Origin of the sequence: Actinomadura sp. 3N508, assembly GCF_044326375.1 — a bacterium.
GTDB lineage: Bacteria > Actinomycetota > Actinomycetes > Streptosporangiales > Streptosporangiaceae > Spirillospora.
On record NZ_JBIRAX010000001.1, the window covers coordinates 639113 to 651312 of the forward strand.

Sequence of the window (12200 nt, forward strand, 5' to 3'; positions counted from 1 at the left end):
CATGTGCGGCTTGGCCGGGTGGCTGCGCTGGGACGGTGCTCCCGTGCCCGTGGAGGAACGGCGCGCGCTGCTGCACCGGATGGGAGCGCAGCTCGCGCGCCGCGGACCCGACGACGAAGGGATCTACGACGACGGGGTCCTGTCGTTCGTCTTCCGCAGGCTGGCCGTCAACGATCCCGCCGGAGGCCGCCAGCCGCTGTACGACGAGACAGGCACGATCGTCGCCGCCGTCAACGGGGAGATCTACAACCACGCAGCGCTGCGAGCCGGGCTGACCGGCCGCCACGCCTTCGCCGGCCGCTCGGACTGCGAGGTCGTCGTCCACCTGTACGAGGAGACCCGCGACGCGGCCTTCCTGGAGCGGCTCCGCGGCATGTACGCGCTGCTGGTGTGGGACCGTGAGCACCGCCGCGGCCTCATCGCCCGGGACCGGCTCGGCATCAAGCCGCTGTACTACGCCAGGCTCCGCGACGGCCTGCTGTTCGCGTCCGAGCTCACGGCGCTGCTCGCCCACCCAGACTGCCCGCGCGAGGTCGAGCCCGCCGACCTGGACTACGGCTACATCGGCGGCGAGAAGTACACGGCGGTCAACTACGAACGGGTGCCGACCTTCGTCCGCGGCGTCTCCATGCTCGGCGGCGGGGAGACGCTCGGCCTCAGCGCGACCGGTGCGGGGGCGCCTCGCCGCTACTGGTCGCTGCTCCCCGCCATCGCGCGCTCGCGCGAGACGGCGCCGCGCGCTCCCGGGACCTACGCGCGCGAGTACGCCGACCTTCTCGACGAGAGCATCCGGCTGCACCTCGAAGCCGACGCGCCCGCCGGCGTCTTCCTGAGCGGCGGCCTCGACTCCTCGCTGATCGCCGCCGCGGCGGCGCGGACCGCCAGGCCGCACTGCTTCTCGGTCTGCGAGGCCACCACGATCGCCACGGGTGACATGGAACGCGCGGCGGGGCTGACCCGCACCCTCGGCCTCCCGTTCCACCCGGTCCGCTACGACCGGGCGACCTTCGCCGACGAGCTGGACTTCTCGCTGGCGAGCCTCGAAGAGCTGGTCTGGACGATGGACGCGCCACGCTTCGCGCCCGAGCTGTTCTTCAAGTTCGAGCTGCATCGCTACGCCAAGACCGTCCAGCCCGGGCTCAAGGTGATCCTGGTCGGGCAGGGCGCCGACGAGTTCGCGGGAGGCTACTCGACCTCGTTCAGCTCGCCGCGCCGGGCCTGGCGGGACTACGTCGCCGACGCCCTCGAACCCCGGGTGCGCGCGGCCGCCGCGGCCGGGGAGCGGGCGCACGCGCCGTTCCACTGCGAGATGCTGGCCCGGCTGACGGCCCTGCAATCCCACAACCTGTGGAACGAGGACCGCGTCGCGGCCGCCTTCGGCGTCGAGACGCGGGTGCCGTACCTCGACCATCGCCTGGTCGAGTTCCTCGCGGCGATCCCGCCCGCCCTGCATCCGGAGCTGTTCTGGAACAAGCGCATCGTGCGCGACGCCGCCCGGCGGTGGCTTCCCCCGGACTTCACCGGCGCCCCGAAGGTGCTGTTCTGGCAGGCCGACGACACGTCGAGCGTGCACGCGATCATGGCCGCCTGCGCGCGGCGCGTGTACCCGGCGTTCCGCGAGTCGTACCTGGGCCGGGACTCGGCCACCACCGGCCGCTTCGACGCGCTCCACCGGCGCGTCGCGCGCGGCGGTCCCGCCGCGCGCGGACCCGCGCAGCGCCTGCTGGCCGACATGACGCTGATGATCTTCGAGCGGATGTGCGGAACGCTCCACGCGCTGGAGGTCCCCGTACCGCCCGCCGAGCCGTCCCGGCTCAGGCCGGACGCCGACTGGTCACCGGAGGGAACCGCGCCGATGAGCGGACACGACACCGCCCGAGCACGATCGACCGGAGGCCGCCGATGAGCGCGCCGTGCTTCCCGCGCGCCGTCGTGGCCGGGGCCGCGGGGGGATTCGGCCGGACGTTCCGCGCCCTGCTCGCCGCCCACGGCAGCGTGGTGACCGGTACCGACCGCGTGCCCCCGGAGGGTCCCGGGGACCGCTGGTTCGTCGCGGACGCCGCCGCCCCGCCGCCCGCGCTGCTCGCCGAGCTGTCCCGCACCGACGTGCTCGTCCTCTGCCTGCCGGAGGCGGCGCTGTACCCGGCCCTGGAACCGCTCGTCGGCGCCCTGCCGCCGGGGGCGCTGGTCGTCGACACGACGTCGGTGAAGTCGCGGTACGCCGCCGTCGCGTGCGCTGTCCGCCCGGACGTCGAACTGCTCAGCATCGAGCCGATGTTCGCTCCGGACGTCGGCTTCGCCGGGCAGCACGTCATCGCCATCCCCCTGCGCGACGGCCCGCGCTCGGCCGCGTTCCGCCCGCTCCTCCGGTCGACGGGCGCGCAGGTCACCGAACTCAGCGCCGACCAGCACGACCGGCACGCCGCCGCGACCCAGGTCGCCGTCCACGCGGCGCTGCTGGCCTACGCCGCCACGCTGCGGCGACTCGGCCACCACGGACCGGGCGGCCCGTCGACGCCGCCGCAGCGCGCCCTGATGGCACTGCTCGCCCGGATCGCGACCCGCGACCCGGGCACCTACTGGCACATCCAGCGCGACAACCCGTACGGCGCCGAGGCACGCGCGGTCGTCCGCGACGCCCTCATCGCCCTGGACGAGACGGTCGCCAGGAACGACCGCGGCGGCTTCGACGCCCTCCTGGCGGACACGGCCGCGGCGTTCGGCCCCGACCTGGCGCCGATGGTCGAACTCTCGGACGAGATCGTGCGGTCCGCGCGACCCCAAAAGGAGCTCTCCCAGGCGGCCGGAGACGCGCCATGACGCGGAGCGAGATCGACCAGAGAATCGAGCGGCTGGAGGGCCTTCTGCGGGCCCGCCCCAGGCTGAGGCTCCGCGTCTGCTGCCCGTCCCAGGAGTTCTCCCTCCTGGAGATGGAGCACGGCACCGGGCATTGGCTCTCGTGCGTGCGGAGCCTGTGGGAGTCGCTGAGCGTCGCCACGGAACCCGACCTGGCGCTGGTCATGCTCCAGGCGCCGAGGGTCCCGGCATCGGTGATCCAGCACCTGCTCAGGCTGCACCCGGCCACGGACTCCGTCCTCCGGGACCGCCACGACCGGCACGTGCTGATCGATCTGGACGACGCCTCCGAACGCCATCTCAGCGAGAAGTTCCTCGCCAGGCCGCTCCTGCTGCGCCGGATCCGCTCGGTGGTCGCCCTGGCCCGCCACCGCGGCCATATCGTGGAGCGCCTTTCCTGCTACCAGTCCAGTGCGCGGATGGACGAACTGGCCGAGGCGCTCGGCCTGGACTCCGCGGAGACTCCCAGCCGGACGCTCGCCCTGGGTACCAAGGCCGGAAGCCGGCGCGTCTTCCGGGACGCCCGGATCCCCCACCCGCCCGGGACCTACGAGGCCACCCGGGACATGAGCACCCTCGCCGACCGGCTGGCGGGCCTCACGTCCCACCACGGCTCCGGCCGGTGGCTGGTGAAGATCAACGAAGGCTGCGGTTCGGGCCACGGGAACGCGCTGGTCGACCTCGCCGGGGCGGATCCGGCCGAGATCCGGGCCCGCCTGCACCAGCGCCTCAGACCGCTGGCCGCCGACATCTCCCGCGCCGAGTACCTGCGGGGCGTCGCGGAGCACGGCGCCATCGTCGAGAAGTTCCTCGATGGGCCCGCGACGGGCCTGACGCGGTCACCGAGCGCGCTGCTCCTGATCCATCGCGGGGTGCGGCTGCTCGCGACCCACGATCAGGAGCTGGGGGACGCGTCCGAGGTCGTGGGCTGCAGGTTCCCCGCCGACTCCGCCTACCGGGAAACGGTCATCGGGCTGTCCCGGCGCGTCGCGGAACTGCTGCTCGACGCCGGGGTTCGCGGCCATGTCGGCGTGGACTTCGTCGCCCACCGGCCGACCGGGGCGCCCTGGGAGATCCACGCGACGGAGATCAACCTGCGGCAGACCGGCACCACCCACCCGCACCGGACCGTCCGGGCCCTCGTCCCCGGCACCTGGCATGACGACAGCCGCCTGACCCGTGGCGGCGCGGAGATCTGCTACACCGCCACGGACCGCCTGCTCTCCGACACCTACCGCGGGATCACACCGGAGAGGCTCATCCACCGTCTAGAGCGTCATCCCGGCGTCTCGTTCGACTTCCGCCGGGCCAGCGGCGTCATCCCGCACTACTGGACCGCCTTGGAACCCTTCGGACGGATCGGCGCGACTTTCATCCACACCTCCCAAGAGGGATGCGACAGCCTGCGAGAACAATTCACCGGACTACTGAACGAACTGTCACGGCGACCTGAGGAAAGGACCAGGAAGTCATGATCCCGGATATTGGGAGCAAGAACCACATACCCGGAAACGACCTTCGCCGCCAGGTCGAAGAACTGCGACTCAAACACCCGGAGATCTATGGCCGCATCGACCCCCGCCGGGTCGATCACTGCCTCGGTGAACCCGCACCCGGACGGGACGACTTCGCGGCGGAGACGGACGGCGGACGCGGCCCGAGCTACATCCGGGCGCAGTCGCTCAACATCGAGGCGCGCCTCCACGGAATCGAGCGGCTGCTGAACCTGGTCCGGCGGCCGAGCGGGCGGCAGACCGTCCTCGACCTGCTCGGCGGGGACGGCCTGCTGTCGCGGGTCAGCGAGCTGCTCGGCATCTCCGACGCCGAGATCATCACCTGTGACGCCTCCCCGCACATGGTGGAGGCGGCGTGGGCGACCGGCGTGCCCGCCCTCCTCCAGCGTGCCGAGCACCTGCTGTTCTGCTCGGAGTCGGTGGACGCGGTCCTGCTCGCCTACGGCACCCACCACATCGATCCGGCCGACCGGCTCCGCGTGGCCGAAGAGGCGTACCGGGTGCTGCGCCCAGGAGGGACGTTCGTCCTGCACGACTTTCCCGTCGGTTCACCGGTCGACCAATGGTTCGGCGAGGTGGTGGACCGGTACTCGCCGACCGGCCACCAGTACGCGCACTTCACCCACGACGAGATCCGCGACTACCTGGTCACCGCGGGGTTCGATTCCGTCGAGGTCAAGGAGATCGACGACCCCTACCTGGCCACCGGCGGCACCCCGGACGAGGCGGAACTGCGGCTCGGCGAATACCTGGTCGACATGTACGGGCTGCACGACACCCCGGAACCGCTCGCACCACCGGAGAAGTTCCGCTGGGCGGCCGAGCTGGCGAAGGCGATATTCCGCTACCCGAACGGAGACGGGACATCGCTGGAGAGCGTCACCGAATACGTCGACCACTCGTCCACCTGGCGCGTAGTGGTCCCCCGCCGCGCCCTAGTAGGAATAGGCAGGAAGTCCACGCACCCCCGCCAACACTTCACCACCAACCCTTAAACTGGCCGTCGTGGAACAAAGCGACTCCGTCCTGCCCCACCACCCGGCCAATCAGGTGCTGCTCGACTACCTCCGGACGGGAGCTCGTCGCCCCATCACACCCGAGGACCACGTCTACACCCTCGATGGATGGGTACTCCGCGCCCACCCCGACTTCGAGGCCCGGTTCAAAGAAATCGCCCCGGACGACGCCCCGATCATCCCGCTGTTCGGTGTTCCCGCCCTCGCAGCCAACGGAATCGCCGCCGCCACAGCTCTCGGAACCCACTTCCTAATGGTCAGGCTGCCGCAACTCCCCGACAACTTCAGAACCGAAAAGCCCGTACTCCCGCTGTCCGAGCACGGATGGCACGCTGTCGACGGCTGGCAGATGTCGACCGCATTGGACAAGCGGCGCCTTACCCACCTACTAAACGACGCGCTTCAGCACGCACGCACCCTCAACCCGTAGCGAGACGACGCTCCGGGCTATCCACCACACGCGCCCGTCAGCGCTCCTTGAGCACCTCAGCGAGCCGCCGGAAGTCGCGACGGCTCACAATGAGCTTCGGGCCCTGGGGGTCTTTGCTGTCTCGCAGCGCGACGCTGTCCGACGCAGCAGCGATTTCAACGCAGTTATCGTTCTGAACCGTGCTGCGCGAAGCCTTGCGCCAGACCGCCGCCTCACTTAAGTTCATGTTGCCTCACTATCGCCAATTCATCAGGATGATGAGCTATAGATTCTTGATCGTGTTCGCGAAGTGTCGAAAGGCAGCGCTACTGATGATGAGCTTGGGGCCGTCCGGGTCCTTGCTGTCACGGATGGCCACAGCCTTTATAACGCCAGCGATTTCGATACAATTATCACCAGACTCGTTGCTGCGCGACGACTTTCGCCAGGCTGCCTTGGTCAACTCCATCTTTCCTCAATGACCCTTCTTATCAGTTCTCGCGTGTCTCTGACGTTCAGCGCTTCGGCTTGCAGTGTAGCCATGGCTTTGTTGGCCTGTGCCACGTGAGGCGGACTACTCGATGTCTCCCCGCCATACGCTTTGGCCGTGTAGACCACCTGACGCTGATCCGGCAGCGTGGCGATGGTGAACGTTGCCCAGACGTCTCGGATGTAGCGAATCGGTGCCACCTGTAGATTCACGTTGTCCATCTCGGACAGTTCGAGGAGGCGCTCAAGCTGCTCCCGCATGATTGCCTTTCCGCCGACTTCCCGATAAAGAACCGTCTCATCCATGACCGCAGTGATGCTTGGGACAGGAACGCGATGCAGAATCTCCTGGCGCCTCATTCTGTTCTTGAGAGCGTCATCGTCGTTCAGCAGGAAGCGAGCATAAGCCTCGTTTTGGAACAGCCCATATACCACCCTGTCCTCGTAGGAGCGAAGCATATTCGCCGACTGCTCGGCCTTCGGGAAGTTGGCGAAGAACTCGGGGTACTTGTCGGACTTGATCGATTCTAGTAGCTCGTCCCAGGCTTCGACGAGGGTCGTGCCGGACTTGAGAGCCCGATCGAGCCGCAAGGCCGTCTCCCGGCGGCAACGGGTCCTGCCGGACTCGATCTGCGTGATGTAGCTGCGCGTCACGTTGATCAGGTCAGCAAGTTGCTGCTGGTTGAGACCAGCCGCCTTGCGAAGCCGCCGGACCTCGGCACCGAAGCTCAAGTACTCCGGCTTGACCCTGTTGCGCATCGACATGACGCCCCTTCACCCTCGTTATGAAGTGCGGCAGCAATTGTCAGTCTTTTGTTAGCACTCCCATGGTTCCCAGATATCGTAGCCGTTCCTGTGGCTGGATGGTGGTCGTTCGATCACACAGGGTGATTGCGGCGGGTACTTCCGGTTTGGCGGGTTGGCCCCGTTCGAGATCAGCCACCGTCCACGCTGGAAGGGGATCAGCGATGCCCGCAGTGCTACTCGCGCCCGAGTCGCCGCCGCTCGTGCTGGAGCCGTCCGACCGGGCGCCCGCGAAAGCGCGGCGCTACCTCACCGACCGGTTCCGCGAGCTGGGGCACGACGACGACTTCGTCGGGCGGCTCGTGGTCACCGAGTTGGTGACCAACTCCTACAAGCACGTCGGGGTCGGGCGCATCGTCGTCCGCGTCTTCCCGGACGGGTCCGAGCCCCTCACCGTCATCGAGGTCGAGGACCAGGGCACCGCCCTCCCGGTCGTCCGGGACGGGGGCGGCGACGCCGAGAGCGGGCGGGGCCTGCTGCTGATGGCGCAGATGGTCCACGACTGGGGTGTCCGGCGGCTCGGCGAGGAGGGAAAGCTCGTATGGGCTCGTTGCGCCCGCTGAACGTCCGGGCGGGCCGCCACCTGCTGTGGTGGCGGACCCGTCTCGGACGCGCCACGGCCATCCACTATCTGGACGAGCTGGCCATGACCGTCACGCCCATGGGTTACCGGTGCATCAAGCTCTACCAGGTCGATGAGTTCCCCAGGCGTCCCGTGCTCCTGTGGGTCCTCGCGTTCGGCCCGGACCGGCACGCCCGCGTCCCGGTGATCGTCCGCGCGACGCCGGGCGGGAACTGGGCCTACTACGACGCGGGGCGCGGCAGGCACGGCTACCTCTGCCCTTGCGGCGACGTCGAGCACGCGGCCGCCGAGCTGGACGGTCTCCTCAAGCACCGCATGTTCCCGTCCACCTGGTAGGCCGGTCGCTTGACTTCATGTGCACTTTAAGTCTCAGGATCGAGGACGTGAATCAGCAGCAGACGGCAGACATACCTGACACGCTCATCGCTCAGCTCGACGTCGCGGAGAACATTCCAGCGATGCGCAAGCTGCGCATACGTTCCTACGAGTTGCTCGGCCTCACACCGGACGCGACGGTGGTCGACGTCGGGTGCGGGGCCGGGCGCGCGGTCGCGGAGATGGACGAGCAGGGCGCGCGGGCGGTCGGGATCGACCCGGCCGAGCGGATGATCAATCTGGCCACGGAGCGCTGGCCCGGCGCGGACTTCCGGGTGGCGGACGCCTACGAGCTGCCCTTCGTGGACGCCGCGGTGCACGGCTACCGGGCCGACAAGGTGTACCACGCGCTGGACGACCCCGCCCGCGCGATCGGCGAGGCACGTCGCGTGCTCTCCCCCGGCGGACGCATCGTGCTCGTCGGGCAGGACTGGGACACCTTCCTCATCGATGCCGACGACCCCGCGCTCACCCGCACCATCGTGCACGCTCGCGCCGACATGATCTCCGCACCCCGTATCGTCCGGCGTCTCCGCCATCTCCTTCAGGAGGCCGGCTTCGCCGACGTCACCGTGGAGGTTCACGCCGCGGTCTCCACCGGCGCGACGATGCTGCCCGTGCTGGCCGACATCGCCGCCAAGGTGCAATCGGTGGGCGCGATCAGCGAAGCACAGGCCAAATCCTGGGTCGCCGAGCAGGAAGAACGCGCCCGCGACGACCGACTGTTCTTCGCCCTCCCGATGTTCATAACCGCGGCCACACGCCCCTGACCGGCCCGTTCGGTCCTCCAGGCTTTTGAGGGGCGTCGGGAGGACCGGACTGGCCGGCGCCGAGCCCCCTAGGAGGATCGGACCTGGCGGATGACGCGTACGGCGATGGGCAGAGCGAGCACGAGCGGGCGGAGCGAGTCGGAACAGTCCGGGGAGATCTCCAGCCACATGCGGCTGTCGTCGGCCTGGCTCTTCGTCCGCAGCGAGGCGGCCTCCCGGCCGGCGGTGTCCTCGACGGCGAAGCGGCCGCCGCGATCGCGGACGGTGCCCAGCCGCGTCCGGTCGGCCGAGCGCAAGGACAACGCTCTGCGCCCGCTGATTTGGCCGAGCCGCTTTCCATCGGCGTCGAGGACGGTCAAGCGCTCCTTGCCCCAGGTCCGGGCCAACCGGTTGATGATGAGGACGGTGCGCGCGTGGGGATCGCGCAGGGCGATGCTCCGGCTCGCCTTGTTGGGGTTGACGGAGAAGAAGCTCGCTCCGCCCGTCGACTTCTTCTTCAACCAGCCGCATGCCTGGGCGAGAAGGGCACCGCCGCGTTCGTTGCGGTAGCGGCCCGTGCCGTCCACGAGGATGCGCCCGGCGTCGAACAGGGCTCGCGGGGGCGGCTCGGGCACTTCCTGACCGCGGTCGTCCAGGACTCGCCAAGTGCCGCCCAGTATCTCGGTCGTCGCGTTGTGCGCCGCTTCGAGCCATCCGGCGGGCAGTGTCCGGTCCCGTAGCAGGGTCGCCGCCGCCTCCTCGGCATGCCGCCCGACCTTGGTCAGCGCGTCGATGCCGGACGGCGCCATCGCCGGGTCGTACCAGGTGGTCCAGACCGGGTCGGTGAGCGGCCAGGTGAGCCCGACCGCGTGCACCGCGCTTGACGGGATCGTCGCTTCGTCCTCGCGGCGGCGCAGCACGATGCCGTCCTCGCCGATGGTGACGATGAGGCGGTTCCGGAACATCCTGATCGCCCAGGCGATACCGGCCAGGCCGACCAGGAGGCCGATGCCACCGTAGAAGACGAGGGTTCTCGGGACCGCTTCCTTCGGGTAGTCGTTCGTGAACGCCGATGCGCTGATGAGCAGGCCGATCGCCGGACCGCCCACCGCCAAGCCGAACGGCCACCGGTAGGCCCGCGCGCCCAGGGTGATCTGGAGTTCGGGAGCGCCCTTCGTGCCCTGCTTGCGCTGGGGCACGCCCGCCTTGCCTCCCCATCGCCTGCGCCACCACATTCGGGCTCCCACCATGGCACCGATGGGGGCGGCCAGCATGGCGAGAGCGAGGAGGCTCCCCATGGTCATGGCATGGTCATGAGGTCACGGTCGGCCCATTCGGCCACGCCTTTTCGGGTTTGGTCGATCCGGGTCGTCATCACGGGGGAACTTTAGTGCATTGCGGGGAGGGTGGATGGCTTTCGGACATGCCGACGTCCGGTCCTCCCGGGTGGTGTTGGGAGGACCGGACGGACTTGTTCGGGTGGGTCAGGCCACGTCTAGTTCGCGGCGGCGCTCGGCCCATTGGAGGGAATGGCGGATGGCGTCCTCGATGGTGTATTCCGGTTTCCAGGCGAGCAATTCCCACGCCTTTGCCGGGTTGACGAAAGCGCCCACCACGTCGCCGGGGCGGGCCGGGGCGTCTTCGGCCTCGAAGGCGTCTCCTACCACCTCGCGGAATGCCTCCACCAGTTCGCGGACCGTCGTGCCGTCGCCGGTGCCCAGGTTGATGACCTCGTAGCCGGAGCCCTCCCCGCGCGGCGGAACGATCGAGTCGAAGCGGGCGGCGGCCTCGTAGAAGGCGCGGGCGATGTCCCAGACGTGGATGTAGTCGCGGATCGCGGTGCCGTCGCGGGTCTCCCAGTTCACGCCCGTGATCGTGAACGGTGCCCCGTGGGTGTGGCACTCGATCATCTTGCCCAGGGCGTGGGTCGGCTTGCTGTTCTGCAGTCCGGTGCGGAGCTGGGGGTCCGCGCCGATCGGGTTGAGATAGCGGAGGGAGATCACGCGAAGGCCGTAGGCCTTGCAGAAATCCTGGAGGAGGAGTTCGGCCATCATTTTGGAGCGCGTGTACGGGTTCTGGGGCTCCAGTGCCGACGTTTCGGTGACGGAGAGATCCGGCTCGGGACGGTACATTCCGGCGGTCGACGCGAAGATCATCCGGTCGCAGCCGTTGCGGACGAGATGTCCCGCGAGGTCGAGCGTCTTGGTGAGGTTGACGCGGTAATAGCGGAGCGGGTCCGCCATGGAGTCGGGTACGACGATCAGCGCCGCGCAATGGACCGTCGCGACGATCTCGGGATGGGCCTGGAAGATCTCGTCGACCAGGTCACCGTCCGCGATGTCGCCGCGGTAGAAGATCTTGCCGTCGGTGAATTCCGGCCGGCCCGTGACGAGGCTGTCGAGCACGACGGGCGTGACGCCGTGCTCGGCGAAGGCGGACGCGATCGTGCTGCCGATGAACCCGGCTCCCCCGGTGATCAGGACTTTCATGGACCATCCCCTGATTGCCTGTCGAATGACAGGCATCAGAATCAGCAGGCGACCGCGGCCGGTCAACGGCCCGCACTCCCGGTGACCGAGTCCGGACGGAAGTGAACCTCGGGCCGCGAATCGGCGTCCGCGCACGCGACTTTCTGCCGGGGCGGGCAGACGGCCGTGTCCGCTCCCGGCCGCCGCGGGGTCGAAGTACAGCGTTTGCAGGATCCGCCGGGCGCCGTCGCCGGTCATGGTCGGGACATGGAACCGATCCGCGTCCTCATCGTGGACGATCACGCGCTGTTCGCCGAGGCGCTCGCCGCCCGGCTGAGCCGCGAGCCCGATCTGGTGATCCTCCCGATCGCCGCCGACGTGCGGCGCGCCCTCGCGCTGACCGCCACCGAGCGCCCGCGGGTGGTCGTCCTCGACGTGACGCTCGGCGGGGAGAGCGGGCTGGAGGTGCTGGCCCGGATCCGCGAGTCCGATCCGGAGGTCCGGGTCGTGATGCTGACCGCGATGAGCGACCTCGACTCGATGGTGCGGGCCGTCCGGCGGGGCGCGGTGGGCTGGCTGGAGAAGACCGGGAGCGCCGACCTGGTCGCGCAGGTGATCCGGTCGGCGGCGTGGCGGGGCGGCTGGATCCCGCCGGACCTGCTGGGCGAGGTGCTCCGGCGGCTGCTGCGCGACGGCGGCGAGCAGGACCCGGGGGCGCGGCTGCTGGCCGGGCTGACGCCGCGGGAGCGGGAGGTCCTGCAGTGCATGGTGGACGGGCTCGGCCGCGCGGAGATCGCCGAGCGGCTCGGGCTGTCGGCGAACACCGTCCGCACGCACACGCAGAACCTGCTGGCGAAGCTCGACATGCATTCCGCGCTGGAGGCGATCACGCTCGCGATGCGCGCCGGAATGCGTCCTTCGGACGGGTGAGCGCGGG

Annotated in this window: 14 protein-coding genes; 9 read left to right on the forward strand and 5 right to left on the reverse strand. The window is 69.4% G+C overall.

Going from position 1 to position 12200, the window contains the following annotated elements; translation table 11 throughout:
- Position 1: 1 nt before the first annotated feature.
- The 5 genes from asnB to ACH34S_RS03005 are packed head-to-tail and all read left to right on the forward strand — an operon-like array spanning position 2 to position 5816.
- The gene (gene asnB / locus ACH34S_RS02985; RefSeq protein ID WP_395950799.1) at positions 2-1906 is read left to right on the forward strand and encodes an asparagine synthase (glutamine-hydrolyzing); all 1905 of its coding nucleotides are present in this window, start codon (positions 2-4) and stop codon (positions 1904-1906) included.
- On the forward strand, positions 1903-2820 hold the full coding sequence (locus ACH34S_RS02990) for a hypothetical protein (RefSeq protein ID WP_395950800.1): 918 nt from the start codon (positions 1903-1905) through the stop codon (positions 2818-2820). The genes asnB and ACH34S_RS02990 overlap by 4 nt, the downstream gene beginning before the upstream one ends.
- Positions 2817-4331: a hypothetical protein gene (locus tag ACH34S_RS02995; RefSeq protein WP_395950801.1), complete on the forward strand. Its 1515-nt coding sequence runs from the start codon at positions 2817-2819 to the stop codon at positions 4329-4331. Before ACH34S_RS02990 ends, ACH34S_RS02995 begins: the two co-directional genes overlap by 4 nt.
- Entirely contained in the window at positions 4328-5365 is a 1038-nt protein-coding gene (locus tag ACH34S_RS03000) for a class I SAM-dependent methyltransferase (RefSeq protein WP_395950802.1), read from the forward strand. Before ACH34S_RS02995 ends, ACH34S_RS03000 begins: the two co-directional genes overlap by 4 nt.
- Positions 5366-5375: 10 nt before the next feature.
- Positions 5376-5816, forward strand: a complete 441-nt coding sequence (locus tag ACH34S_RS03005) for a hypothetical protein (RefSeq protein ID WP_395950803.1) — start codon at positions 5376-5378, stop codon at positions 5814-5816.
- 37 nt (positions 5817-5853) lie between these two features.
- Here ACH34S_RS03005 and ACH34S_RS03010 read toward each other — a convergent pair whose 3' ends face one another.
- The 3 genes from ACH34S_RS03010 to ACH34S_RS03020 are packed head-to-tail and all read right to left on the reverse strand — an operon-like array spanning position 5854 to position 7049.
- Positions 5854-6042 (reverse strand): DUF397 domain-containing protein, encoded by a 189-nt coding sequence (locus ACH34S_RS03010; RefSeq protein WP_395950804.1) that lies wholly within the window; start codon positions 6040-6042, stop codon positions 5854-5856.
- A 36-nt stretch (positions 6043-6078) separates the two neighbouring features.
- Positions 6079-6264, reverse strand: a complete 186-nt coding sequence (locus ACH34S_RS03015; protein ID WP_395950805.1) for a DUF397 domain-containing protein — start codon at positions 6262-6264, stop codon at positions 6079-6081.
- The gene (locus tag ACH34S_RS03020) at positions 6255-7049 is read right to left on the reverse strand and encodes a Scr1 family TA system antitoxin-like transcriptional regulator (RefSeq protein ID WP_395950806.1); all 795 of its coding nucleotides are present in this window, start codon (positions 7047-7049) and stop codon (positions 6255-6257) included. The genes ACH34S_RS03015 and ACH34S_RS03020 overlap by 10 nt, the downstream gene beginning before the upstream one ends.
- Before the next feature lie 203 nt (positions 7050-7252).
- Here ACH34S_RS03020 and ACH34S_RS03025 point away from each other — a divergent pair, with 203 nt between their 5' ends.
- Genes ACH34S_RS03025 through ACH34S_RS03035 form a run of 3 tightly spaced genes read left to right on the forward strand, consistent with a single transcriptional unit; the run spans position 7253 to position 8816 of the window.
- Positions 7253-7651 carry an ATP-binding protein gene (locus tag ACH34S_RS03025; protein ID WP_395950807.1) on the forward strand — a complete coding sequence of 133 codons (399 nt, stop codon included), beginning with the start codon at positions 7253-7255 and terminating at the stop codon, positions 7649-7651.
- A complete protein-coding gene (locus tag ACH34S_RS03030; RefSeq protein ID WP_395950808.1) occupies positions 7630-8007 on the forward strand; it encodes a hypothetical protein in 378 nt (125 codons plus the stop codon). Before ACH34S_RS03025 ends, ACH34S_RS03030 begins: the two co-directional genes overlap by 22 nt.
- Positions 8008-8054: 47 nt before the next feature.
- Positions 8055-8816 carry a methyltransferase domain-containing protein gene (locus ACH34S_RS03035; RefSeq protein WP_395950809.1) on the forward strand — a complete coding sequence of 254 codons (762 nt, stop codon included), beginning with the start codon at positions 8055-8057 and terminating at the stop codon, positions 8814-8816.
- Positions 8817-8884: 68 nt separating this feature from the next.
- Here the strand turns inward: ACH34S_RS03035 and ACH34S_RS03040 are convergent, their stop codons facing one another.
- On the reverse strand, positions 8885-10099 hold the full coding sequence (locus tag ACH34S_RS03040) for a hypothetical protein (protein ID WP_395950810.1): 1215 nt from the start codon (positions 10097-10099) through the stop codon (positions 8885-8887).
- Positions 10100-10279: 180 nt separating this feature from the next.
- A complete protein-coding gene (galE, locus tag ACH34S_RS03045; RefSeq protein WP_395950811.1) occupies positions 10280-11284 on the reverse strand; it encodes a UDP-glucose 4-epimerase GalE in 1005 nt (334 codons plus the stop codon).
- A gap of 246 nt (positions 11285-11530) precedes the next feature.
- On the opposite strand from galE, the gene ACH34S_RS03050 reads away from it, so the two are divergent.
- The gene (locus ACH34S_RS03050; RefSeq protein WP_395950812.1) at positions 11531-12193 is read left to right on the forward strand and encodes a response regulator; all 663 of its coding nucleotides are present in this window, start codon (positions 11531-11533) and stop codon (positions 12191-12193) included.
- Positions 12194-12200: the final 7 nt, after the last annotated feature.

What these genes read in the sequence shown, in the direction of transcription:
- ACH34S_RS03040 (WP_395950810.1), bottom strand. Translation starts at nt 10,099, where the DNA reads ATGACCATGGGGAGCCTCCTCGCTCTCGCCATGCTGGCCGCCCCCATC.
- ACH34S_RS02990 (WP_395950800.1), top strand. Translation starts at nt 1,903, where the DNA reads ATGAGCGCGCCGTGCTTCCCGCGCGCCGTCGTGGCCGGGGCCGCGGGG.
- ACH34S_RS03020 (WP_395950806.1), bottom strand. Translation starts at nt 7,049, where the DNA reads ATGTCGATGCGCAACAGGGTCAAGCCGGAGTACTTGAGCTTCGGTGCC.
- ACH34S_RS03000 (WP_395950802.1), top strand. Translation starts at nt 4,328, where the DNA reads ATGATCCCGGATATTGGGAGCAAGAACCACATACCCGGAAACGACCTT.
- ACH34S_RS03025 (WP_395950807.1), top strand. Translation starts at nt 7,253, where the DNA reads ATGCCCGCAGTGCTACTCGCGCCCGAGTCGCCGCCGCTCGTGCTGGAG.
- ACH34S_RS03030 (WP_395950808.1), top strand. Translation starts at nt 7,630, where the DNA reads ATGGGCTCGTTGCGCCCGCTGAACGTCCGGGCGGGCCGCCACCTGCTG.
- ACH34S_RS03015 (WP_395950805.1), bottom strand. Translation starts at nt 6,264, where the DNA reads ATGGAGTTGACCAAGGCAGCCTGGCGAAAGTCGTCGCGCAGCAACGAG.
- ACH34S_RS03010 (WP_395950804.1), bottom strand. Translation starts at nt 6,042, where the DNA reads ATGAACTTAAGTGAGGCGGCGGTCTGGCGCAAGGCTTCGCGCAGCACG.
- ACH34S_RS02995 (WP_395950801.1), top strand. Translation starts at nt 2,817, where the DNA reads ATGACGCGGAGCGAGATCGACCAGAGAATCGAGCGGCTGGAGGGCCTT.
- asnB (WP_395950799.1), top strand. Translation starts at nt 2, where the DNA reads ATGTGCGGCTTGGCCGGGTGGCTGCGCTGGGACGGTGCTCCCGTGCCC.
- galE (WP_395950811.1), bottom strand. Translation starts at nt 11,284, where the DNA reads ATGAAAGTCCTGATCACCGGGGGAGCCGGGTTCATCGGCAGCACGATC.
- ACH34S_RS03050 (WP_395950812.1), top strand. Translation starts at nt 11,531, where the DNA reads ATGGAACCGATCCGCGTCCTCATCGTGGACGATCACGCGCTGTTCGCC.